Annotated in this window: 23 protein-coding genes; 16 read left to right on the forward strand and 7 right to left on the reverse strand. The window is 69.4% G+C overall.

Annotated features, from left to right (window positions below; genetic code table 11):
* Nucleotides 1-261: 261 nt before the first annotated feature.
* Nucleotides 262-846: a hypothetical protein gene (locus tag ACFWVP_RS26385; protein WP_384500287.1), complete on the reverse strand. Its 585-nt coding sequence runs from the start codon at nt 844-846 to the stop codon at nt 262-264.
* 295 nt (nt 847-1,141) lie between these two features.
* Between ACFWVP_RS26385 and hemL the strand changes: the two genes are divergently transcribed.
* The 7 genes from hemL to ccsB all read left to right on the forward strand — a co-directional run bounded on the left by hemL (nt 1,142) and on the right by ccsB (nt 8,863).
* The gene (gene hemL / locus ACFWVP_RS26390; protein ID WP_384500289.1) at nt 1,142-2,449 is read left to right on the forward strand and encodes a glutamate-1-semialdehyde 2,1-aminomutase; all 1,308 of its coding nucleotides are present in this window, start codon (nt 1,142-1,144) and stop codon (nt 2,447-2,449) included.
* Nucleotides 2,450-2,496: 47 nt separating this feature from the next.
* Nucleotides 2,497-3,144, forward strand: a complete 648-nt coding sequence (locus tag ACFWVP_RS26395) for a histidine phosphatase family protein (protein ID WP_384500373.1) — start codon at nt 2,497-2,499, stop codon at nt 3,142-3,144.
* A gap of 224 nt (nt 3,145-3,368) precedes the next feature.
* Nucleotides 3,369-4,643: a hypothetical protein gene (locus ACFWVP_RS26400; RefSeq protein WP_384500291.1), complete on the forward strand. Its 1,275-nt coding sequence runs from the start codon at nt 3,369-3,371 to the stop codon at nt 4,641-4,643.
* A 67-nt stretch (nt 4,644-4,710) separates the two neighbouring features.
* Entirely contained in the window at nt 4,711-5,316 is a 606-nt protein-coding gene (locus tag ACFWVP_RS26405; protein ID WP_384500293.1) for a TlpA family protein disulfide reductase, read from the forward strand.
* Nucleotides 5,317-5,362: 46 nt separating this feature from the next.
* Nucleotides 5,363-6,085: a cytochrome c biogenesis CcdA family protein gene (locus ACFWVP_RS26410; protein WP_384500375.1), complete on the forward strand. Its 723-nt coding sequence runs from the start codon at nt 5,363-5,365 to the stop codon at nt 6,083-6,085.
* A gap of 4 nt (nt 6,086-6,089) precedes the next feature.
* Nucleotides 6,090-7,790: a cytochrome c biogenesis protein ResB gene (locus tag ACFWVP_RS26415; RefSeq protein WP_384500295.1), complete on the forward strand. Its 1,701-nt coding sequence runs from the start codon at nt 6,090-6,092 to the stop codon at nt 7,788-7,790.
* Entirely contained in the window at nt 7,787-8,863 is a 1,077-nt protein-coding gene (gene ccsB / locus ACFWVP_RS26420) for a c-type cytochrome biogenesis protein CcsB (protein WP_384500297.1), read from the forward strand. The genes ACFWVP_RS26415 and ccsB overlap by 4 nt, the downstream gene beginning before the upstream one ends.
* Nucleotides 8,864-8,914: 51 nt before the next feature.
* On the opposite strand, the gene ACFWVP_RS26425 is transcribed toward ccsB, so the two are convergent.
* Genes ACFWVP_RS26425 through ACFWVP_RS26435 form a run of 3 tightly spaced genes read right to left on the reverse strand, consistent with a single transcriptional unit; the run spans nt 8,915 to nt 11,447 of the window.
* Entirely contained in the window at nt 8,915-9,412 is a 498-nt protein-coding gene (locus ACFWVP_RS26425) for a nucleoside deaminase (protein ID WP_384500299.1), read from the reverse strand.
* Nucleotides 9,409-10,752 carry an aldehyde dehydrogenase family protein gene (locus tag ACFWVP_RS26430; protein ID WP_384500301.1) on the reverse strand — a complete coding sequence of 448 codons (1,344 nt, stop codon included), beginning with the start codon at nt 10,750-10,752 and terminating at the stop codon, nt 9,409-9,411. Before ACFWVP_RS26430 ends, ACFWVP_RS26425 begins: the two co-directional genes overlap by 4 nt.
* Nucleotides 10,752-11,447: a type 1 glutamine amidotransferase domain-containing protein gene (locus tag ACFWVP_RS26435; protein WP_384500303.1), complete on the reverse strand. Its 696-nt coding sequence runs from the start codon at nt 11,445-11,447 to the stop codon at nt 10,752-10,754. Before ACFWVP_RS26435 ends, ACFWVP_RS26430 begins: the two co-directional genes overlap by 1 nt.
* A 173-nt stretch (nt 11,448-11,620) precedes the next feature.
* Between ACFWVP_RS26435 and ACFWVP_RS26440 the strand changes: the two genes are divergently transcribed.
* Complete coding sequence (locus tag ACFWVP_RS26440) at nt 11,621-12,061, forward strand: MarR family winged helix-turn-helix transcriptional regulator (RefSeq protein WP_384500305.1); 441 nt, start codon at nt 11,621-11,623, stop codon at nt 12,059-12,061.
* A 96-nt stretch (nt 12,062-12,157) separates the two neighbouring features.
* Here the strand turns inward: ACFWVP_RS26440 and ACFWVP_RS26445 are convergent, their stop codons facing one another.
* Nucleotides 12,158-12,583 carry a PLD nuclease N-terminal domain-containing protein gene (locus ACFWVP_RS26445; RefSeq protein ID WP_384500307.1) on the reverse strand — a complete coding sequence of 142 codons (426 nt, stop codon included), beginning with the start codon at nt 12,581-12,583 and terminating at the stop codon, nt 12,158-12,160.
* Nucleotides 12,584-12,673: 90 nt separating this feature from the next.
* Here ACFWVP_RS26445 and ACFWVP_RS26450 point away from each other — a divergent pair, with 90 nt between their 5' ends.
* Together ACFWVP_RS26450 and mqnP are read left to right on the forward strand one after the other, a co-directional pair.
* On the forward strand, nt 12,674-14,131 hold the full coding sequence (locus ACFWVP_RS26450) for a menaquinone biosynthesis decarboxylase (protein WP_384500309.1): 1,458 nt from the start codon (nt 12,674-12,676) through the stop codon (nt 14,129-14,131).
* Nucleotides 14,128-15,039: a menaquinone biosynthesis prenyltransferase MqnP gene (mqnP, locus tag ACFWVP_RS26455; RefSeq protein ID WP_384500311.1), complete on the forward strand. Its 912-nt coding sequence runs from the start codon at nt 14,128-14,130 to the stop codon at nt 15,037-15,039. Before ACFWVP_RS26450 ends, mqnP begins: the two co-directional genes overlap by 4 nt.
* A gap of 30 nt (nt 15,040-15,069) precedes the next feature.
* Here the strand turns inward: mqnP and ACFWVP_RS26460 are convergent, their stop codons facing one another.
* The gene (locus ACFWVP_RS26460) at nt 15,070-15,612 is read right to left on the reverse strand and encodes a rhomboid family intramembrane serine protease (protein WP_384500376.1); all 543 of its coding nucleotides are present in this window, start codon (nt 15,610-15,612) and stop codon (nt 15,070-15,072) included.
* A 170-nt stretch (nt 15,613-15,782) separates the two neighbouring features.
* On the opposite strand from ACFWVP_RS26460, the gene ACFWVP_RS26465 reads away from it, so the two are divergent.
* A complete protein-coding gene (locus ACFWVP_RS26465; protein WP_384500313.1) occupies nt 15,783-16,457 on the forward strand; it encodes a UbiX family flavin prenyltransferase in 675 nt (224 codons plus the stop codon).
* Between the two features lie 7 nt (nt 16,458-16,464).
* Here ACFWVP_RS26465 and ACFWVP_RS26470 read toward each other — a convergent pair whose 3' ends face one another.
* Nucleotides 16,465-16,611, reverse strand: coding sequence for a hypothetical protein (locus ACFWVP_RS26470; protein ID WP_384500314.1), 147 nt, complete (start codon nt 16,609-16,611; stop codon nt 16,465-16,467).
* A gap of 122 nt (nt 16,612-16,733) precedes the next feature.
* On the opposite strand from ACFWVP_RS26470, the gene ACFWVP_RS26475 reads away from it, so the two are divergent.
* From ACFWVP_RS26475 to ACFWVP_RS26495, 5 genes are all read left to right on the forward strand, one after another.
* Entirely contained in the window at nt 16,734-17,189 is a 456-nt protein-coding gene (locus tag ACFWVP_RS26475; RefSeq protein ID WP_384500316.1) for an Lrp/AsnC family transcriptional regulator, read from the forward strand.
* A 52-nt stretch (nt 17,190-17,241) separates the two neighbouring features.
* On the forward strand, nt 17,242-18,405 hold the full coding sequence (mqnE, locus tag ACFWVP_RS26480; RefSeq protein ID WP_384500377.1) for an aminofutalosine synthase MqnE: 1,164 nt from the start codon (nt 17,242-17,244) through the stop codon (nt 18,403-18,405).
* Between the two features lie 112 nt (nt 18,406-18,517).
* Nucleotides 18,518-19,093, forward strand: coding sequence for a GNAT family N-acetyltransferase (locus ACFWVP_RS26485; protein ID WP_384500318.1), 576 nt, complete (start codon nt 18,518-18,520; stop codon nt 19,091-19,093).
* A gap of 101 nt (nt 19,094-19,194) precedes the next feature.
* Nucleotides 19,195-19,491, forward strand: a complete 297-nt coding sequence (locus ACFWVP_RS26490; RefSeq protein WP_384500320.1) for a DUF4229 domain-containing protein — start codon at nt 19,195-19,197, stop codon at nt 19,489-19,491.
* Nucleotides 19,492-19,906: 415 nt separating this feature from the next.
* Nucleotides 19,907-21,268 carry a dicarboxylate/amino acid:cation symporter gene (locus ACFWVP_RS26495; protein WP_384500322.1) on the forward strand — a complete coding sequence of 454 codons (1,362 nt, stop codon included), beginning with the start codon at nt 19,907-19,909 and terminating at the stop codon, nt 21,266-21,268.
* Nucleotides 21,269-21,320 lie beyond the last annotated feature (52 nt).

Here is a 21,320-nt window from a genome sequence, read left to right on the forward strand (position 1 = left end):
AGGAAGGCACGGCCCCGCGGCACCCGACATCCTGTGCCCGGTCCGGTCGGGTGCGACCCGGGTACGACAGGCGTGGTCGTCCCGCCGCGGAAGGGCGCGGATCAAGGGCGGGCGCACGTCGCAGGAGCGGCGGGCCGGACCGGCGGGCGTACGCCGGGCGGACGCACGGCACGACCGGGACGCGCGCGCGTGCCGCGCGTCCGCCCGCAGGGGCGCCCTCGCTGCCCCTGCCGAAACCGTCCCTGCCGAGGAAATCGCAGGTCAGGGCCATACCAGGCAGTACGCCTGGTGTCCGGCGTCGTGCAGCCGGTAGGAGAAGTCCTGCCACTCGTGGAGCAGCTGGTAGACGTTGAACGCGTCGCGCGGACCGCCGCGGTCCGGGACCGTGGACCAGATGAAGGCCGCCGCGCCGACCGACTCCTCGCCGACGTCCCGCAACGGGTCGACGACCGTCATCGGAAGCTTGACCACCGCGTAGTCGGGGTGGAGGACGACCAGCTCCAGCGGGGGGACCTTGTTCAGGGGTATGCCCTGTATGCCGGTGAGGACCATGGCCGCCACGGTCTCCGGCTTGATCTTGCTGAACATGCCGCCCATGCCCAGCTCGTCGCCGCCCAGCTCCTCGGGACGCATGGAAATGGGCACACGTGCGGCAGTGGCCCCGTCAGGGGCACCGAAATACTTGTAGGTCACCCCCACCCGTCCACTGCTCCTGCTCCCGGGACCCTCGGCGCCACCCGTCTGGGCCTTCCGTACGCGCTCGGCCTCGCGCCGATGCCGCCCTCGCCGGGCAGGCTCGGGCCCCAGGTCGTCGGTCCCTTCGCCCACTCCGCCACCGCGATGCATATCTCATCCACCCGACTACTTCTTAGGAGACACAGCCCCGCCGCGCAACCCGATCATCGTGTCAGTGACCTCCCCCACGAGCGTGCGGTGAAACACCTGTCCGCAAGACCGTCGGCGCCTCTGACACCATGGCATGTGTGAGCTTTCCCTATGACGCCCCAGTTTCGCAGACGCGAGGGGACTGACGCCCTTTCGTTGTACGAGCCTCATACGGGCAGCGTGCGCTCCCTGCTCACCGGTGGCCGAGAATTTCGGCCAGGCCCCCGAATCCCCCGAATCGCAGATCAGGACCAAAGTGGCGTATTCATACGAAGCCCCAGTTTCGCAGACGCTTTTCGACCGTGCGTCCCTCGTGACGCCCGGTGGCGTGAACTCCCCCGTGCGCGCCTTCCGGGCCGTGGGCGGTACGCCCCGGTTCATGGTGTCAGGTACGGGTCCGTACCTCACCGACGCCGATGGTCGTGAGTATGTCGACCTCGTGTGTTCGTGGGGGCCGATGATCCTCGGCCACGCGCACCCCGCGGTCATCTCGGCCGTCCAGGACGCGGTGGCCCGGGGGACCTCCTTCGGTACGCCGGGGGAGGGCGAGGTCGCGCTCGCCGAGGAGATCGTGGCCCGCGTCGAGCCCGTGGAGCAGGTGCGGCTGGTGTCGTCCGGCACCGAGGCGACCATGTCCGCGATCCGGCTCGCCCGTGGTTTCACCGGGCGTGCCAAGGTCGTGAAGTTCGCCGGGTGCTACCACGGGCACGTCGACGCGCTGCTGGCAGCCGCCGGCTCCGGTGTCGCCACCTTCGGCCTCCCCGACACGCCCGGCGTCACCGGCGCCCAGGCCGGCGACACGATCGTGCTGCCGTACAACGACCTGGAGGCCGTGCGCGCCGCGTTCGCCGCGCAGCCGGGCGAGATCGCGTGTGTGATCACCGAGGCTTCGCCGGGCAACATGGGCGTGGTCCCGCCGCTGGACGGCTTCAACGCCGGACTGAAGGAGATCTGCGCGGCCGAGGGCGCGCTGTACATCTCCGACGAGGTGATGACCGGTTTCCGTACGTCCAAGGCAGGCTGGTACGGCATCGACGGGGTGCGCCCCGACCTGATGACCTTCGGCAAGGTGATGGGCGGCGGCTTCCCGGCCGCGGCCTTCGGCGGCCGTGCCGATGTGATGGCGCACCTGGCCCCCGCCGGTCCCGTCTACCAGGCGGGCACCCTCTCCGGTAACCCGGTGGCCACCGCCGCCGGGCTCGCCCAGCTGCGGCTGCTCGACGACGCGGCGTACGCGAAGGTCGACGCGGTCTCCGCGGAGCTGCGGACCCTCGTGGGTGAGGCGTTCACCAAGGCGGGTGTCGCGCACACGGTGTCGGCGGCGAGCAACATGTTCTCCGTCTTCTTCACCGACGAGCCCGTCCGGAACTACGAGGACGCGAAGAAGCAGGAAGCTTTCCGCTTCACCGCGTTCTTCCACTCGATGCTGGAGCAGGGCGTCTACCTGCCGCCGTCCGCCTTCGAGTCCTGGTTCGTCTCGACGGCCCACGACGAGCGTGCGGTCGAGCGGATCGCCGCGGCGCTGCCCGCCGCGGCACGCGCGGCATCGGAGGCCACAGCGTGAGCGGGACGAACGGGGGCGGCGGCAAGGACATCACCGTCGTCCACCTGATGCGCCACGGCGAGGTCCACAACCCGGAGGGCGTGCTCTACGGGCGTCGCCCCGGCTACAGCCTCTCCGACCTCGGCCGGCGGATGGCCGACAAGGTCGCCGAGCACCTGGAGAAGCGCGACATCACCTATGTCGTGGCCTCGCCGCTGGAGCGCGCCCAGGAGACTGCTGTCCCGATCGCCACGTCGCACGGCCTGGACCTGGCCACCGACGCGCGTCTCATCGAGGCCGCCAACATCTTCGAGGGCAAGACCTTCGGGGTCGGTGACGGTGCGCTGCGCAAGCCGGACAACTGGAAGCACCTCACCAATCCGTTCAAGCCGTCGTGGGGCGAGCCGTACGTCGAGCAGGTCGTGCGGATGATGAGCGCCCTGGACGCGGCACGCGACGCGGCCCGCGGGCACGAGGCGGTCTGCGTCAGCCATCAGCTGCCGATCTGGATCGTGCGGAGCTTCGTGGAGCGGCGCCGGCTGTGGCACGACCCGCGCAAGCGGCAGTGCACGCTGGCCTCGCTGACCAGCTTCACGTACGAGGACGACAAGATCGTGTCGGTCGGGTACAGCGAGCCGGCCCGGGACCTCGTGCCCGCGCATCTGCTCGCGGGGGCGAAGCCGGTCAAGGGGAAGTCCAAGGCGTTCGGCGCGTAGTCGTACGCCGCCCGTCCGCCGTCCCCGGCACCCCGTCCGCCGTCCCCGGCACCCCGTCCGCCGTCCTCGGCACCCCGTACGGGCGTTCCGTGTGCGGCATCTGTAAGGGTCTTGTCGCGTAACAATTTTTGTGATTATCAGCGGAACCATCGTGTTGCTTTCCTCGTCTAAGCCATCGCCAGTTTGTATGGCAAAGAGGTAAAACGACCGCAGACGGGGATGCTATGCGCGATATCGACCGAAGGGGACTGCTCGGAGCGGGACTCGGGGTCACAGCCGCACTCACGATGACCGGCTGTGGCCCCTTCGGAACTTCGGGCGGCGGACCATCCGGTGCCGACAGGAGTTCCAAGGGCGACAAGGGTCACCAGGGTGACAAGGGACCGCACGGGAACACCGGGGGATCTCCCAGGAAGAACATCAGGCTCATCGGTGACGGTTCCACGGCGGACACCGGAAAGCAGCCGAATCAGCCCGCCGCCCCTGTTCCGCTCGAACCCGGCCAGACACCTCCGCAGTTCGTGATCTTTTCCTGGGACGGGGCGGGAGAGGTCGGCAACGGTCTCTTCCCGCGTTTCCTCGAACTCGCCCGGGAACACGACGCGGCGATGACCTTCTTCCTCTCCGGGCTGTATGTGCTGCCCGAGTCGAAGAAGTCCCTGTACCGCCCGCCGGGGAACCCCAGGGGCGCCTCCGACATCGGCTACCTCACCGACGACCACGTCAAGCAGACCCTGAAGTACGTCGGTGAGGCCTGGCTCGACGGGCACGAGATCGGCACGCACTTCAACGGGCATTTCTGCGGCGGTTCGGGATCCGTCGGCAACTGGACACCCGCACAATGGCAGAGCGAAATCGACCAGGCGATCTCCTTCGTCACCGAATGGCGGACGAACACCGGCTGGAACGACCTCGATCCACTGCCGTTCGACTACCGCAAGGAACTCGTCGGCGCCCGTACGCCCTGTCTGCTCGGCCAGGACAATCTCCTGCCGACCGCGAAACAGCTGGGCTGGCGCTACGACGCGAGCTCGCCGGGCGGCCTGCAGCAGTGGCCGGAGAAGCGCCAGGGAATCTGGGACCTCCCGCTGCAGGGTGTGCCGTTCCCCGGTCACACCTTCGAAGTCCTCTCCATGGACTACAACATCCTCGCCAACCAGTCGAAGAATTCGACCAACGGCATGCCCTCGCGCTATCCCGGCTGGCGCACCCAGGCCACCGGCGCCTATGTCGCCGGTTTCGAGCGCGCCTACGAGACGAATCGCGCGCCTTTCTACATCGGCAACCACTTCGAGGAGTGGAACGGCGGTATCTATATGGACGCCGTCGAGGAAACGATAAAAAAGATCGCGGGCAAGCCGGATGTGCGCCTCGTCTCCTTCCGGCAGTTCGTCGACTGGCTCGACGTACAGGATCCGGCGGTGCTCGCGAAGCTTCGTACCCTCCAGGTCGGGCAGTCGCCCGACGGCGGCTGGAACACCTTCCTCAAACAGGCCTGACAAGGGGCTTTACGGGCATCGAGGGGGGTGCGGAAGATCCCTGGAACTGCCATGCGAAACTTTTCACATGAGCTCTGGCAGCGCACCCCGACGCCGCTTCACCCTGCTCGCCGCAACAGCAGTGGCAGGTGCCCTGACCCTGTCCGCGTGCGGTGGTGACGGCAGCAAGGCCGGCGGCGGCGGCAACACGAACTTCGTCACCGGCGGCGGCGGGATCTCCACCGTGGCCAAGGCGGACCGCACGGACGCGCCCGGGCTCGACGGCACGACCCTGGACGGCAAGGCGCTCGACGTCACCGACTACAAGGGCAAGGTCGTCGTCCTCAACTTCTGGGGATCGTGGTGCGGCCCCTGCCGCGCCGAGGCCAAGCACTTCCAGAAGGTGTCGCAGGAGACCGCGGACCAGGGTGTCCAGTTCGTCGGTGTCAACACCCGGGACCCCCAGAAGAGCCTCGCGATCAACTTCGAGGAGGACTTCGGGGTGACCTACCCGAGCCTCTACGACCCGACCGGGAAGCTCCTCCTGCGCTTCCCGAAGGGCACGCTGAACCCGCAGGCCATCCCGTCGACCGTGGTCGTCGACCGGGACGGGAAGCTCGCCGCCCGCTCGCTGGCCGCCCTCGACGCGACGAAGCTCCGCGAGATGATCGACCCGCTGATCGCGGAGAAGTGATCCAGTGCTCCAGCTGGCCGCGGTATCCGGTTACAACGACACCGTGATGGGCGGCGCCCTGCTCGTGGCGCTGCCCATCGCGCTGCTCGGCGGACTCGTCTCCTTCTTCTCGCCGTGCGTCCTGCCGCTGGTGCCCGGCTACCTCAGCTACGTCACCGGTGTCAGCGGCGCCGATCTGGCCGAGGCCCGACGGGGCAGGACCGTCGCAGGAGCCTCGCTCTTCGTGCTCGGCTTCACCGTCGTGTTCGTCTCCGGCGGCGCGCTCTTCGGCTACTTCGGCCAGACCCTCCAGGGTTACAGCGGGACGCTCTCCAAGGTCCTCGGCGTGCTGATGATCCTCATGGGGATCTTCTTCATGGGCCTGATGCCCTGGATGACGCAACGAGAGTTCCGCATCCACAAGAGGCCGGTGACCGGGCTCGCGGGCGCACCGCTGCTCGGCGCGCTCTTCGGGATCGGCTGGACGCCGTGCCTCGGCCCGACGCTCGCCTCCGTCAACGCGCTCGCGTTCGAGCAGGCGACCGCGGGGCGCGGGGCGATCCTGTCCGTGGCGTACTGCCTCGGGCTCGGTGTCCCCTTCGTCCTGGCGGCACTCGCCTTCCGCCGGGCGCTCGGCGCGTTCGGCTGGGTCAAGCGCCACTACGCATGGGTCATGCGCATCGGCGGCGGCATGATGATCGCGACCGGGATACTCCTGCTGACGGGCATCTGGGACATGCTCATCCAGGAGATGCAGGTCTGGTCCAACGGCTTCACTGTGGGGATCTGAGTCCATGAGCAGCACGAACACCACGGACGAGCGTGACCTCGGCGAGGCCGGAGCCCAGCTCTCCACCGCCCCGCGTGAGGAGTCCGCGTCCTCGTCCTCCGCACCCGCGATGGGCGTCGTCGGATGGGCCCGCTGGTTCTGGCGGCAGCTCACCTCGATGCGGGTCGCGCTGATCCTGCTCTTCCTGCTGTCGCTCGGCGCCATCCCCGGCTCGCTGATCCCGCAGAACAGCGTGGACGAACTGAAGGTGCAGACCTTCAAGGAGGCCCACACCACCGTCACCCCGGTCTACGAGAAGCTGCAGCTCTTCGACGTCTACAGCTCGGTGTGGTTCTCCGCGATCTACATCCTGCTGTTCGTGTCCCTGATCGGCTGCATCGTCCCGCGCACCGGCCAGTTCGTCGGGCAGCTGCGCGGCCGGCCGCCAGGCGCCCCGAAGAAGCTGAACCGGCTTCCCGCGTACACCACCTGGCGCACCGACGCCGAGCCCGAGCAGGTCCGTGAGGCCGCCCTCGCCGTACTGCGCAAGCGGCGCTTCCGCTCGCACGTCGCGGGCGACGCGGTGGCCGCCGAGAAGGGCTATCTGCGCGAGACCGGGAACCTGATGTTCCACATCGCGCTGATCGTCATGCTGGTGTCCTTCGCCGGCGGGCAGCTCTTCAAGTCCGAGGGCGGCAAGCTGGTCGTCGAAGGTGACGGCTTCTCCAACACCCTCACCCAGTACGACGACTTCAAGTCCGGCTCGCTCTTCGACACCGACGACCTCGCCCCGTTCAGCTTCACCCTGGACGACTTCATCGGCACGTACGAGCGCAGCGGCCCCCAGCGCGGCACGCCCCGGACCTACGAGGCCCGGGTGACGTACTCCGCGGGCGCGCACGGCACACCGGAGAAGCGGATCATCAAGGTCAACGAGCCGCTCGTCGTCGACGGCACGAAGGTCTACCTCAACGCGCACGGCTACGCCCCCGTCATCTCCGTCAAGGACGGCAAGGGCAAGGAGATCTACCGGACGGCCGTACCCCTGCTGCCCATCGACAACAACGTCACCTCCACCGGTGCGATCAAGGTGATGGACGGCTACAAGGGGGCCGACGGCAAGAAGACCCAGCTCGGCTTCCAGGCGTTCTTCGTCCCGACCTTCGCCGGTGACGGCCAGGGCACGATGTTCTCGCAGTTCCCCGGCGCCGACTATCCGGTGCTCGCGCTCAACGGCTTCTACGGCAGCCTCGGCGTCGACTCCGGGCTGCCGCAGAACGTGTACCAGCTGGACACGTCCAAGATGAAGGAATTCAAGGACGCCAACGGGGACAAGCTCAAGCAGCGCATGCGCCCCGGCGAGACCATGAAGCTCCCGGACGGTGCGGGCTCGGTCACCTTCGAGGGTGTCGAGGAGTGGGCCAGCTTCCAGATCTCGCGCCAGCCCGCCAGCGGCTGGGCCCTCACCGGCGCCGTCGCCGCCATCTTCGGCCTCGCCGGATCGCTCTTCATCCAGCGCCGCCGGGTGTGGGTGCGGGCCGTACGGGGCGAGGACGGCGTCACCGTCGTCGAGATGGCCGGCCTCGGCCGCAACGAGTCCACGAAGCTCCCCGAGGAGCTGGCCGATCTCGCGGGCGCGCTCCACACCGTGACGCCAACCGCGTCCCCCACCGAATCCGCGCCCGGACAACCTTCCGAAGAACCTGCCGAAGGGGCTGAGAAGTGAATCTTGCCGCCGCAACCAACGAGAGTCTCGCGAACATCAGCAACACGCTGATCTACTCGTCGATGGCCGTCTACATGCTGGCCTTCTTCGCGCACATCGCGGAGTGGGTGTTCGGCAGCCGCAGCAAGGTCGGCCGGACCGCGGCCGCGCTGACCGGATCGGCCGCCACCGTTCCCGGGGTGAAGATCACGCGGCAGAGCGGCGGCACCGCTGTCCTGGACCGCCCGAAGGTCGTCACCCGTGCCGCGACCGGGACCCGGGACGTCCCGGACGGCCCCGGCGCGGCGGGCGGCACCGTCAAGGGCGACCTGTGGGGGCGGATCGCGGTCTCCCTGACCGTCGTCGCCTTCGCCGTCGAGGCCGGCGGCGTCGTCGCCCGCGCACTGTCGGTGCAGCGTGCCCCCTGGGGCAACATGTACGAGTTCTCGATCACCTTCTCCACGGTGGCCGTCGGCGCCTACCTCGTCCTCCTGGCGCTGAGGAAGAACGTCCGCTGGATCGGCCTGCTGCTGGTCACCACGGTCCTGCTGGACCTGGGCATCGCCACCACCTGGCTCTACACCGACAGCGCCCAGCTCGTACCCGCGCTGCACTCGTACTGGCTGTGGATCCACGTCTCCACCGCCATCTTCTGCGGTGCCGTCTTCTACCTCGGCGCGGTCGGGACCCTGCTCTACCTGTTCCGTGACAACTACGAGAACAAGCTCGCCAACGGCGGGAACCCGGGCGCCTTCGCCCGGTCGGTCCTGGAACGGCTGCCCGCCGCGTCGACCCTCGACAAGTTCTCGTACCGCATCAACGCCGCCGTCTTCCCGCTGTGGACGTTCACGATCATCGCGGGCGCGATCTGGGCGGGCGACGCCTGGGGCCGCTACTGGGGCTGGGACCCCAAGGAGGTCTGGTCCTTCATCACCTGGGTCGCGTACGCCTGCTACCTGCACGCCCGCGCCACGGCCGGCTGGAAGGGCCGCAAGGCCGCCTACCTGGCGCTGATCGCCTTCGGCTGCTGGCTCTTCAACTACTACGGCGTGAACATCTTCGTCACCGGCAAGCACTCCTACGCCGGGGTCTGAACACAGCACGAGGAGAAGGGCGCGGTCCGTGGAGGCGGACCGCGCCCTTCGTCATTCCCCGGCGGAAGCGCGGGAGCCGTCGGAGCTTGGGGAGCCGCCGGAAACCGCGCCGATGTCCTCGTTCCAAAGGTCCGGGCGGTCGCGGACGAAGGCGCGCATCAGCGCGGCACACTCCGGGTCGTCGAGCAGCACGATCTCCACCCCGTGCCCGGCCAGCCAGTCGTGGCCGCCGTGGAAGGTCTCCGCCTCACCGATCACCACCCGGGAGATCCCGAACTGGCGGACCAGCCCGCTGCAGTACCAGCAGGGCGAGAGGGTGGTCACCATCGTCGTGCCCCGGTACGAGCGTTGCCGGCCCGCCGCCCTGAACGCCGCCGTCTCCGCGTGCAGGGACGGATCACCGTCCTGGACGCGGCGGTTGCGGCCCCGGCCCAGCAGAGTGCCGTCCGCCCCGTACAGGGCGGCGCCGACCGGGACGCCGCCCTCGCCGAAGCCCTCCCTGGCCTCGGCGAGCGCGACCGCGAGCCACGTGGCGTACGGCGGGGTCACCGGGCCAGCGGGGTGTCCAGGACCGCCTTGCGGTGGCTGAACGTCTCCAGCGAGTACCGGCCGTGGTAACGGCCCATGCCGCTCTCGCCGACCCCGCCGAACGGCAGGTCGGACACGGTCAGATGCGCCAGCGGCAGGCCCATCCCCACCCCGCCCGACGAGGTCTCGGCCAGCAGCCGCTCCCGTACGGCGGGGGACCGCGTGAAGGCGTACAGCGCCAGCGGCTTGTCCCGGTCGTTGATGAAGCCGATGGCCTCGTCCAGGCCGTCGACCGTCACGATCGGCAGCACGGGGCCGAAGATCTCCTCGCGCATCACGGGGGCGTCCGGCGTCACATCGGCCAGCACGGTCGGCGCGATGTACTTGGCGGACCGGTCGTGGGCGCCGCCCGTGACCGTACGGCCGGAGTCCAGGAGCCCGACCAGCCGGTCGAAGTGGCGCTCGTTCACGATCCGCCCGTACTCCGGGTGCGCGGAGGCGTCCGGCCCGTACAGCCCCTCGACCGCCGTCGCGAGCGCGTCGGCGAGGGCGGGCGCGGTCTCCGGGTCGGTCAGGACGTAGTCGGGGGCGACGCACGTCTGGCCGGCGTTGAGGAACTTTCCCGCGGCGAGCCGGGCGGCCACCGTCGTCAGATCCGTGTCACGGTCGACGAACACCGGCGACTTGCCACCCAGTTCGAGGGTGACCGGGGTGAGGTGGCGGGCGGCGGCGGTCATGACGATCCGGCCGACCGTGCCGTTGCCGGTGTAGAAGATGTGGTCGAAGCGCTCGGCGAGCAGCGCGGTGGTCTCCGGGACCGCGCCCTCCACCACGGCGACCGCGTCCGTGTCCAGATAGCGCGGCAGCAGCCGGGCCACGGCGGCCGAGGTCGCGGGTGCCAGCTCGCTGGGCTTGACGACCACGGCGTTGCCCGCGGCCAGCGCACCGACGACGGGCGCCAGCAACAGCTGCACCGGGTAGTTCCACGGCGCGATGACGAGGACGACACCGAGAGGGTCCTGCACGGTGTGCGCGGACGCCCCGGCGAGAGCCGCCGGTACGGGGGCGGGCTCGGGGCGCAGCCAGTCCTCCAGCCGCTCCAGGGTGTGGTCGATCTCCCGGACGGTGAAGTCGATCTCCGTCCGGTAGGCCTCCTTGCGGCTCTTGCCCAGGTCGGCCCGCAGGGCGTCGGCCAGCTCGTCACCGCCCTCGGTCAGCAGCGCGCGCAGCCGCGTCAGCTGGGCGGTGCGCCAGTCGAGGCCCTTGGTGCGTCCGGTGCGGAAGGTGGCACGGAGGCGGGCGACGACCTCGGCCGCCGTCTCCGCCGTCCCGGCGGTCTCCGCGGTCCTGGCGGTGCTCATCACAGGGCCGCCAGGATCTCGCGGGCCAGCTGCTCGGAGGAGGCGGGGTTCTGACCGGTGTGCAGATTGCGGTCGTGCACGGTGTGGGGCCCCCAGGGGTCCCCGGCGGAGTAGTCGGCGCCGAGCTCCACGAGCCGGTTCTCCAGCAGCCAGGGGGCCTTGGCGGCCAGACCGGCCTGGGTCTCCTCCATGTTGCTGAATCCGGTCAGGCGGTAGCCGGCGAAGGGCCAGCTGCCGTCCTCGCGGCGGGAGGCCAGCAGCGCGGCGGGGGCGTGGCACAGGACGCCCAGGTGCGCGCCGGAGTCCAGGGCGGCGGTGAGGAGCCGGCCGGACGCCTCGTTGACGGCCAGGTCCTCCATGGGGCCGTGGCCGCCGGGGTAGAAGACCACGTCGTACGAGGTGGGGACGGTGTCCTCGAGCCGGGCGGGGATGCGGAGCGTCTCGTCGATCGACGCGAGGTAGGAGGCGACGGCGTCGGCCTGCTCCTGGCCCCCGTTGGCCTCTGCGGCGAGGCTCGCGGTGTCCACCGTGGGGGCCACGCCGCCCGGGGTGGCGACGGTGATGTCGAAGCCGGCCTGGGTGAAGACGCGGTGGGGAGCGGCGAGCTCCTCGGCCCAGAAGCCGGTGGGGTGGGTGGTGCCGTCGTTGAGGGTCCAGTGGTCGGCACCGGTGAGGACGAAGAGTACGGAGGGCATGGGGGGGTGCTCCCTACGAGACGCGAGATGCTGGCGGTGAGCAAAGCTTGATATGATCAAGCAATATCGTTCATGTAACTGCCAAAAGTTGAGCATGTCAAATTAATGCGGTATGTGGCGGATGCCCTTCCGGGCCTCCGGGCCACGCGTACCGATCGAAGGATGACCGAACCATGACGACGGAACCGGCACCCCGCGCCGTCCCTACTCCGGACGAACTCCTGGAACCCCTCGCGGTCGTCGTCCGCGGCCACCACGACGACCTCACCGCCGTCGCCACCCGCCACGGCCTCAGCACCTCGCAGGCGAGAGCGCTGATCGCCCTCAACGAGCCCATGCCCATGAGCGCGCTGGCCCATCACCTGGTGTGTGACGCGTCCAACGCCACCGGCCTCATCGGCCGCATGGAGGCCCGGGGTCTGGTCACCCGCACCCCGTCCGCCGAGGACCGCCGCTCCAAGGTCGCCGCCCGCACGGCGGACGGCACCGAGCTGGCCCGCCGCATCCGTGCCGAGATGCGCGTGGTGCACGGCGCCCTGGAGGCGCTCACCCCGCAGGAGCGCACGGCGCTGCTGCCCCTGCTCAACCGACTGGGGCGACTGCTTTCGTCATGAGCCGGCGGGTTCCCTCAGGAGAAGGAGCGCACAGGGGTACTTCACGAGAAGGAGCGCACGCGGGTCCGTCACCGGGAGGAGCGCACGCCGGGTCCCTCACGAGGAGGCGTCTTGGGATCCCGCCCCGCCCTCGCGGCGCTTGATCTCCTCCTCGCGGCGGCGCAGGTCCGCCTCCCGGGCCTTGAGTTCGGCCTCGTCCTTCTCGCCCTCGGCGGCTTCGGCCTTCTCGTCGGCCTTCTCGTCCTTCAACGACTTGAGGAAGTCCGGATTGTCGTCCGGCGCCACCCACGTGGTGCGGCGGTTGCGGTGCCACTCGGAGGGCGTACGGCCCGCGCCCCGGTCGGCCCGGGTCTTGCCCGCGGCGAGCCAGACGATCGGGCCGACGATCCAGAACAGCAGGATGATGAAGACCCAGGCCACCTTCGGCAGGTGCTTGACCTCGTCCTCCGGGGTGTTCAGGCAGTCGATGAACGCGTAGATCGTCAGCGCCAGCGGCAGCAGGTAGATCAAGGCCCTGAGCATCGTGAAAGGTCCCCCCGAGAAGAGGTGAGGGGGCGCACTGTCCCGCCCCGGTGACGGGCCCAGGGTAGCGGGTGGCCGATACTGGACGGCATGGCTTACGACGATCTTCGTTCCCTGCTCCGGGCTCTGGAGCGCGAGGGCGATCTCAAGCGCATCAAGGCCGAGGTCGACCCGTATCTGGAGGTCGGCGAGATCGTCGACCGGGTGAACAAGGCGGGCGGGCCCGCCCTGCTCTTCGAGAACGTCAAGGGGGCGTCCATGCCCCTGGCCATGAACGTCTTCGGGACGGACAGACGGCTGCTCAAGGCGCTCGGGCTGAAGTCCTACGCCGAGATCAGCGACAAGATCGGCGGGCTCCTCAAGCCGGAGCTCCCGCAGGGCTTCGTCGGGATCCGCGAGGCGTTCGCGAAGCTCGGCGCGGTGACGCACCTGCCGCCGAAGAAGGTGAAGAGCGAGAGCGCCGCCGTCCAGGAGGTCGTCCTGACCGGCGACGACGTGGACCTGGAGAAGCTTCCCGCGCTCTTCACCTGGCCCGAGGACGGCGGTTCCTTCTTCAACCTGGGCCTCACGCACACCAAGGACCCCGAGACCGGCATCCGCAATCTGGGGCTCTACCGCCTCCAGCGCCACGACAAGCGCACCATCGGGATGCACTGGCAGATCCACAAGGACAGCCGGAACCACTACCAGGTCGCGGCCCGGCGCGGTGAGCGGCTGCCCGTCGCCATCGCGTTCGGCGCGCCGCCCGCGGTGACGTACGCCTCCACGGCGCCGCTGCCCGGGGACATCGACGAGTACCTCTTCGCCGGTTTCATCCAGGGCAAGCGGATCGAGATGGTCGACTGCAAGACCGTCCCGCTGCAGGTACCGGCGCAGGCCGAGGTCGTCATCGAGGGCTGGCTGGAGCCGGGCGAGATGCTGCCCGAGGGCCCGTTCGGCGACCACACCGGTTTCTACACTCCGCAGGAACCGTTCCCCGCGCTGACGATCGACTGCGTGACCATGCGCAAGCGGCCGCTGCTGCAGTCCATCGTGGTGGGCCGGCCGCCGACCGAGGACGGTCCGCTGGGGCGGGCCACCGAGCGGTTCTTCCTGCCACTGCTCAAGATCATCATCCCGGACATCGTGGACTACCACCTGCCCGAGGCGGGCGGCTTCCACAACTGCGCGATCATCTCGATCGACAAGAAGTACCCGAAGCACGCCCAGAAGGTGATGAGTGCCGTCTGGGGCGCGCACATGATGTCGCTGACCAAGCTGATCGTGGTCGTGGACGGCGACTGTGACGTCCACGACCTGCACGAGGTCGCCTGGCGGGCGCTCGGCAACACCGACTACGCCCGGGACCTGCTGCTCACCGAAGGGCCGGTCGACCATCTCGACCACGCCTCGTACCAGCAGTTCTGGGGCGGCAAGGCCGGCATCGACGCGACGCGGAAGCTGCCCGAGGAGGGCTACACCCGGGACGGGGGCTGGCCCGAGATGGTCGAGTCCGACCCGGACACGGCGGCGAAGGTCGACCGCCGCTGGAAGGAGTACGGCCTGTGAGCGCCTCAGCCTCCGCCGCCGCCGTACCGCAGCCGCGCAGCAAGCCCCGCGCGTTCCTGCGGCTGGTGATGATCGAGCACTCGGTCTTCGCGCTGCCCTTCGCGTACATCGCCGCGCTGACCGCGATGTTCCAGCTGGACAAGGACATCCACTGGGGCACGCTGCTGCTCGTCACCGTCGCCATGGTCGGGCTGCGTACGTTCGCGATGGCCGCCAACCGGATCATCGACCGGGAGATCGACGCCCGTAACCCGCGTACGGCGGGTCGTGAGCTGGTCACCGGGGCGGTCTCGGTGAAGTCGGCCTGGACGGGCGCGATCGTCGCCGTCGTCGTGTTCCTCGGGGCCGCCGCCCTGCTGAACCCGCTCTGTCTGATCCTGGCGCCGGTCGCCGTCGTACCGATGGTCGTCTACCCGTACGGCAAGCGGTTCACGGACTTCCCGCACGCGATCCTGGGCGTCGCCCAGGCCATCGGGCCGATCGGCGCCTGGCTGGCGGTGACCGGCAGCTGGTCCTGGGACGCGGTCGTCCTGGGGCTCGCCGTCGGGATCTGGATCGGCGGCTTCGACCTGATCTTCGCCTGCCAGGACGTGCAGGCCGACCGGGCCCACGGGGTGCTCTCCTTCCCGGCGCGCTTCGGTATCCCCGCGGCGCTGTGGGGCGCGCGGGTCTGCCACGTCGTGACGACCGGACTGCTCGTCTGGTTCGGCCTGGCGACGGACGCGGGTCTCTTCTACTGGATCGGCATGGTGATCGTCGCCGTGGCCTTCGTCTACGAGCACAGGGTCGTGCGACCGCACGACCTGTCCCGGCTGAACCGGGCGTTCTTCTCGGTCAACGGCTTCATCGGGATCGCGCTGTTCGCCTGTGCGCTGCTCGACCTGCTGGTGCGCGGCCTCACGCCGTGATCCTCACGCCGTGACCTGCGGGCCTGGCCCTCACACGGTGACGGCACCGGCCGGTCGGCGGGGGCGGCGGAGGACGAAGGCCGCCGCCACCCCGCCTATGAGGCCGAAGAGATGGCCCTGCCAGCTGATGCCCGAGTCGGTGGGCAGGACCCCCCAGAGCAGCGAGCCGTAGACCGCGGCGACGACCACGCCGACCACGATGTCCAGCGGGCGCCGGTCCACGAACCCGCGGACCAGCAGATAGCCGAAGAGGCCGAAGACCACCCCGGACGCGCCGAGCGTGACCGTGTCCGGCGGCGCGGTGAGCCAGACGCCGAGGCCGCCCGTCACGATCACCACGAGGACCACGGCGGCGAACCTGCGTATCCCGGCGAGCGCGGCGATGAACCCGAGGACCAGCAGCGGGACACTGTTGGAGGCCACGTGCTCCCAGCCGCTGTGCAGGAACGCGGCGGGCACCACGTCGAGGAGCTCGGAGGGCTCGCGCGGGCTGATGCCGTAGGTGTCCAGGGAGTGGCCGGTCATCGTGTCGATGCCTTCCAGCAGCCACAGCAGCGCGATCCACGCCGACATGACCGCACCGGCCGTGACGGCTCGTGCGGTGGCGGTCGTGGCGGTGTGTGTGCGCACGGATGCCCCCTGTCCATGGCTGTTCCCTCATCTGTCGCAACGTACGGAGCCCCTGGCTCGGTTCCTGGAGACCGGTGCCGGATAGGCTCGGTGGTGTGGAATCCGGGACTTCAGTGAGTCAGCAGCAGCGCAGGCCTTGGATTGTCGGGGTGTCGGGCGCATCGGGTACCCCGTTCGCGGCCTCGGTCCTGCGGGGGCTGCTGGCCGCGGGGGAGAGCGTCGACCTGGTGGTGAGCCGAGCCTCGCGGCTGACGCTGCTGGACGAGACGGGGATCGCCTTCCGTGACGCGCACTGGCGCGAGGATCTGCGCACGTGGCTCGCGCGGGGGGCGGACGGCGAGCCGGACACCTTCGCGGTGGGCGACGACGGGCTCGGCCGGGTGCGGCACTGGGCGGCCGGGGACCTGGCGGCGGGGCCTTCCTCGGGTTCGTACCCGGCGCGGGGAATGCTGATCGTCCCGGCGTCGACGGCCTGTGTGGCCGGGGTGGCGCTCGGCCTCTCGAAGGACCTGCTGCAACGGGCCGCGAGCGTGACGCTCAAGGAGCGGCGGAGGCTGGTCGTCGCCGTGCGCGAGACGCCGCTCGGCGGCCAGACGCTGAAGCAGATGGTGGCGCTCGACGAGGCGGGCGCCGTGGTGCTGCCCGCCTCTCCGGCGTTCTACGCGGGGGCGACGCACATCCAGGATCTGGTGGACTTCGTCGCCGGGCGGGTGCTGGACGCGGCGGGTGTGCCGCACCAGCTGTACCGCCGGTGGGAAGGGGAGCTCGGTGGCGGCTCCCGTGTATGAGGGCCGGTCAGCGCTTCTTGGCCGCGCGCGGGGCGCGGGCCTTGTCGACGCGGTGGGCCGCGGCCGGCTGGTGGGCACGCGAGCGGTTGGCCAGGTCCTGCAGCTCGCGCATCCGGGCGTAGGCCATCTCGATCGTGTACACGGTGAAGTTCACTCCTGAAGATTCGAAAGCGTTTCTTGGATGATCTGAAAGATTCGCAGGGTGTGAACCCTGTTATGCCTTAGATTCTACACATAGACTCGCGGTACTGCTGAACAATGGAAGGTTTCAGTCATATGGACGCGGTGGACAGGCAGCTCATCCAGGCCCTCAGAGAGAACGGCAGGGCCTCGTACGCCGAGCTCGGACGGCTCGTCGGGCTCTCCGGGCCCAGCGTCACCGACCGCATCAACCGGCTGGAAACCGCCGGTGTCATCACCGGCTACCGGGCGACCGTCGACGCCGCGTCCCTGGGGCTCGGCGTCACCGCGCTCATCGGCATCTCGCTCTCCGACGCCGCCGACCACGAGGACGTGGCGCACCGGCTGAAGGACCTGGCGGAGATCGAGGACTGCTGGTTCATCGCCGGCGACGACTCGTTCATGCTCAAGGTCCGGGTCGGTGACGTGGACGGTCTGGAGAAGACGATCCGCAGGCTCAGCGGCACGAAGGGGGTCTCCCGGACGCGCACCACGGTCGTGCTCTCGACCAAGTGGGAGAACCGGGTCGGAGAACTTCCCGACGAGTCGTAGGCGTACGGTTGGCTGCCGGAGTCTGTTACGTAGAGACATGAGAGGGGCACTGGTGGACGCGGGACTCAAGCGCGAGCTGGAGGAGAAGGTCCGGGCCGGTGAGCGGCTGACCCGCGAGGACGGGATCGCGCTCTACGAGTCCGACGACCTGGCCTGGCTCGGTGGGCTGGCCCACGAGGTGCGCACGAGGAAGAACGGCGACGTCGTCCACTTCAACGTCAACCGTCACCTCAACATGACCAACGTGTGCACGGCGTCCTGCGCCTACTGCTCGTTCCAGCGGAAGCCGGGCGAGAAGGACGCGTACACGATGCGCATCGAGGAGGCCGTCCGTCTCGCCAAGGCGATGCAGGGCGAGAACCTCACCGAGCTGCACATCGTCAACGGGCTGCACCCCACCCTCCCGTGGCGCTACTACCCCCGTTCGCTCAGCGCGCTCAAGGAGGCGCTGCCCGAGGTGGCGCTCAAGGCGTTCACGGCGACGGAGATCCACCACTTCGAGACGATCTCCGGGCTCTCGGCCTCCGAGATCCTCGACGAGCTGATCGACGCCGGTCTGGAGTCCCTGACCGGCGGCGGCGCGGAGATCTTCGACTGGGAGGTCCGCCAGCACATCGTCGACCACAACACCCACTGGGAGGACTGGTCGCGCATCCACCGTCTGGCGCACGAGAAGGGGCTCAAGACCCCGGCGACGATGCTGTACGGGCACATCGAGGAGCCCCGTCACCGCGTCGACCACGTGCTGCGCCTGCGCGAGATGCAGGACGAGACCGGCGGTTTCCAGGTCTTCATCCCGCTGCGCTACCAGCACGACTTCGTGGACATGAAGGACGGCAAGGTCCGCAACACGCTGCAGGCCCGGACGTCGATGGCGACCGGCGCGGAGGCGCTCAAGACCTTCGCGGTCTCGCGGCTGCTCTTCGACAACGTCCCGCACGTCAAGGTGTTCTGGGTGATGCACGGCGTGCAGACCGCCCAGCTCGCGCTCCAGCACGGTGCGGACGACATGGACGGCTCGGTCGTCGAGTACAAGATCACGCACGACGCGGACGACTACGGCACGCCGAACAAGCTCGGCCGTGAGGATCTGCTGGACCTGATCCGGGACGCGGGCTTCCGGCCCGTGGAGCGCAACACCCGGTACGAGATCCTGCGCGAATACCCGGGACCGGACGCGGAGCGGCGTGAGTCGCCACAGCCGATGCGCGTCTGAGGCACCTCCGCCCGACGCCGCGCGACAGCCCCGGCCAGCCGCCCACGGCCGGGGCTCTCTCGCGTTCTGGACACGGTTTGAGGGCGCGAAGCGTAATAGTTAATCTGCGTATATGGCACTTACATTCGAGGTGGATCCCGCGTTCGACCGCACGCTGCGGGACGACATCACCGCCCTCTGGGTCGACGTCACCAACGCCGGCGGAGCCGTCGGGCTCGTGCCGCCGGTCACCGCCGGGGACGTCCGGCCGGAGCTGGTCACGCACCTCTCCGGGATGGTCGACGGCCGGACCCGGCTGGTCGTCGGCCGCGACGAGGACGGCACGGTGGCCGCCACCGCCTTCCTCACCCTCAACACCCACCGGCTGATGCGCCACTGGCTCCGGCTCTACACGGTGATGGTCCACCCGCGCCACCAGGGCAAGGGCTACGGGCGCGAGCTGATGGCCGCCGTCGCGGACGCGGCCTGCGGCATCCACGGCATCGACGCCATCCGGCTCACCTGCCGCGGCGGCACCGGTGCCGACCGCTTCTACGCCTCCTGCGGATACAAGGAGGTGGGCCGGGTCCCGAACGCCATCCGCGTCGCCGACGACGACTACCGCGACGACATCATCATGCTGCTCCCGCTCTTCCCGCAGAGGGCACCGGAGGCGGGCGCGACGCTCCGGGGGAACCCTGGGAAGTGATCGGATTCCGGGGCGTGCTTCACTGGTCGGGCGGAACCACAGACTGAACGACCGCACACCGAACAACCGCAGGAACGTCGGACGTAGAGAGAAGGCCAGCCGTGTCCGCTGCCAAGCCGAGCGCAACGATCCGGTACACCGCGATGCGCCTGCTGATTTTCGTCGGCTGCTTCTTCGTCTCCGGCGTGGCGGTGCACTTCGGCGTCCTGCCCGCGGGGGTCGGCGGCTCCAACGCCGTCTGGGTCGTCCTGCTCGGCCTGCTGCTCTCCGCGCCGCTCAGCTTCATCCTGCTGCGCAAGCAGCGCGACGAGATGTCCGAGCAGCTCATCTCCACGGTCGACCGGACCAAGGCCAGGCTCGAGGCGAACCGCACGCGCGAGGACAGCGTCACCCGGTAAGGGCCGCGTAAGGTTCCTCACACCCAGCACCCCGTACGCACGAAGACCCCGGACCGGAGCGACGCGCTCCAGCGCCGGGGTTTCGGCGTTCCGTGGGGTGCCGACCGGCCGTCCGACGCCCCCCGCAGGCCGCGTCTCGATCAAAGCGGACCTTTGAGGTCCTCAAAGTTCAAGTGTTAACGTATCCGTCATGAACGCAGCAGCGCGCCCTCGCCACGCCATGAGCACCCCGCTCGTGGTGCGCCTGCACGTCGATCTCTGCCGCTGTATGTCCGCGGTCTGTTGCCGCGACGTCTGAACCGGCATCATGCAGCGGCGCCACCCTTGACGCGGGCGCCGCACCCCCGTCCCCCGCTCGACCGCACGACCGTACGTCTGTCCTCGTACGTCCCGATGCGTCCCGTCTGGAGTGTCCGTGTCCGCGAATTCCGCGCCCCCCACCGCGACCGACGCCGGAAAGCCGTCCGGCTCCGGCTTCCGCATACCCCGCGTCCCGTTCTGGGCCCAGATCGTCGCCGGTCTGGTCCTCGGTGTCCTGCTCGGCTGGCTCGCCCGCAGCCAGGACATCGACTGGCTCTACACCACCCTCGACCAGGTCGGCCACATCTTCGTCCAGCTGCTGAAGCTGGCCGTCGCGCCCCTCGTCTTCTTCGCGATCCTGGTGTCGATCACCAACCTGCGCAAGGTCAACAACGCGGCCAGGCTGGCCACCCGCACCCTGCTCTGGTTCATGATCACGTCGCTGATCGCGGTCGCGATCGGCCTCGGGATCGGCCTGGTGACCAACCCGGGCGCCGGTACCGGTCTCACCCCGAAGGACGGCGAGCTCCCCGAGAGCAAGGGCTCCTGGCTCGACTTCCTGACCGGCATCATCCCGGACAACGTGATCACGCCGTTCACCGAGCTGAACGTCCTGCAGATCGTCTTCATGGCCGCCGTCGCCGGTATCGCCGCGCTCCAGCTCGGTGAGAAGGCCAAGCCCATCCTCACGCTCAGCGAGTCGATCCTGGAGCTCCTCCAGAAGGCCCTGTGGTGGGTCATCCGCCTCGCCCCGATCGGCACCGTCGGCCTCATCGGCTACGCGATCGCGGACTACGGCTGGGACCTGATCGGCAAGTACGCCACGTTCACCGCCGACGTCTACATCGGCTGCGCCCTGGTGATGTTCGGCGTCTACCCGCTGCTGCTCGCCACCGTCGCCAAGGTCAGCCCGCTCCAGTTCTTCAAGGGCGCCTGGCCCGCGATCCAGCTCGCCTTCGTCTCCCGCTCCTCGGTCGGCACGATGCCCGTCACCCAGAAGGTCACCGAGCGTCTCGGCGTCCCGAAGGAATACGCGTCCTTCGCCGTCCCGTTCGGCGCCACCACGAAGATGGACGGCTGCGCCGCGATCTACCCGGCGCTGGCGGCGATCTTCATCGCGCAGATCTTCGACGTGCAGCTGGGCATCGGCGACTACCTGCTGATCGCGTTCGTCTCGGTCATCGGCTCGGCGGCCACCGCCGGTCTCACCGGTGCGACGGTCATGCTGACCCTCACCCTGTCGACGCTGGGCCTCCCGCTGGAGGGCGTCGGCCTGCTGATGGCCATCGACCCGATCCTGGACATGATGCGCACGGCCACGAACGTGGCCGGCCAGGCGCTCGTGCCGGTGATCGTCGCGGCCCGCGAGAAGATCCTCGACCACGACGCGTACAACTCGGCCTCGGCCTCCCCGGTCGACGAGGCCGAGGTCGAGGTCGAGGACGCGAGGCCGTCGGGCGTGCCCGTCGCCGTGTGACGTCACCGAATTCGTGGAAGGACGTGCCCCGCACCCCCCCGGACGGGGTGCG

Origin of the sequence: Streptomyces sp. NPDC058637, from assembly GCF_042717325.1 — a bacterium.
Classification (GTDB): domain Bacteria; phylum Actinomycetota; class Actinomycetes; order Streptomycetales; family Streptomycetaceae; genus Streptomyces.

Coding starts and splice junctions, on each gene's coding strand:
- ACFWVP_RS26385 (WP_384500287.1), bottom strand. CDS start 846: ATGCATCGCGGTGGCGGAGTGGGCGAAGGGACCGACGACCTGGGGCCC.
- ACFWVP_RS26395 (WP_384500373.1), top strand. CDS start 2,497: ATGCGCCACGGCGAGGTCCACAACCCGGAGGGCGTGCTCTACGGGCGT.
- ACFWVP_RS26400 (WP_384500291.1), top strand. CDS start 3,369: ATGCGCGATATCGACCGAAGGGGACTGCTCGGAGCGGGACTCGGGGTC.
- ACFWVP_RS26405 (WP_384500293.1), top strand. CDS start 4,711: ATGAGCTCTGGCAGCGCACCCCGACGCCGCTTCACCCTGCTCGCCGCA.
- ACFWVP_RS26410 (WP_384500375.1), top strand. CDS start 5,363: ATGGGCGGCGCCCTGCTCGTGGCGCTGCCCATCGCGCTGCTCGGCGGA.
- ACFWVP_RS26415 (WP_384500295.1), top strand. CDS start 6,090: ATGAGCAGCACGAACACCACGGACGAGCGTGACCTCGGCGAGGCCGGA.
- ACFWVP_RS26430 (WP_384500301.1), bottom strand. CDS start 10,752: ATGAGCACCGCCAGGACCGCGGAGACCGCCGGGACGGCGGAGACGGCG.
- ACFWVP_RS26435 (WP_384500303.1), bottom strand. CDS start 11,447: ATGCCCTCCGTACTCTTCGTCCTCACCGGTGCCGACCACTGGACCCTC.
- ACFWVP_RS26440 (WP_384500305.1), top strand. CDS start 11,621: ATGACGACGGAACCGGCACCCCGCGCCGTCCCTACTCCGGACGAACTC.
- ACFWVP_RS26445 (WP_384500307.1), bottom strand. CDS start 12,583: ATGCTCAGGGCCTTGATCTACCTGCTGCCGCTGGCGCTGACGATCTAC.
- ACFWVP_RS26450 (WP_384500309.1), top strand. CDS start 12,674: ATGGCTTACGACGATCTTCGTTCCCTGCTCCGGGCTCTGGAGCGCGAG.
- ACFWVP_RS26460 (WP_384500376.1), bottom strand. CDS start 15,612: ATGTCGGCGTGGATCGCGCTGCTGTGGCTGCTGGAAGGCATCGACACG.
- ACFWVP_RS26475 (WP_384500316.1), top strand. CDS start 16,734: ATGGACGCGGTGGACAGGCAGCTCATCCAGGCCCTCAGAGAGAACGGC.
- ACFWVP_RS26485 (WP_384500318.1), top strand. CDS start 18,518: ATGGCACTTACATTCGAGGTGGATCCCGCGTTCGACCGCACGCTGCGG.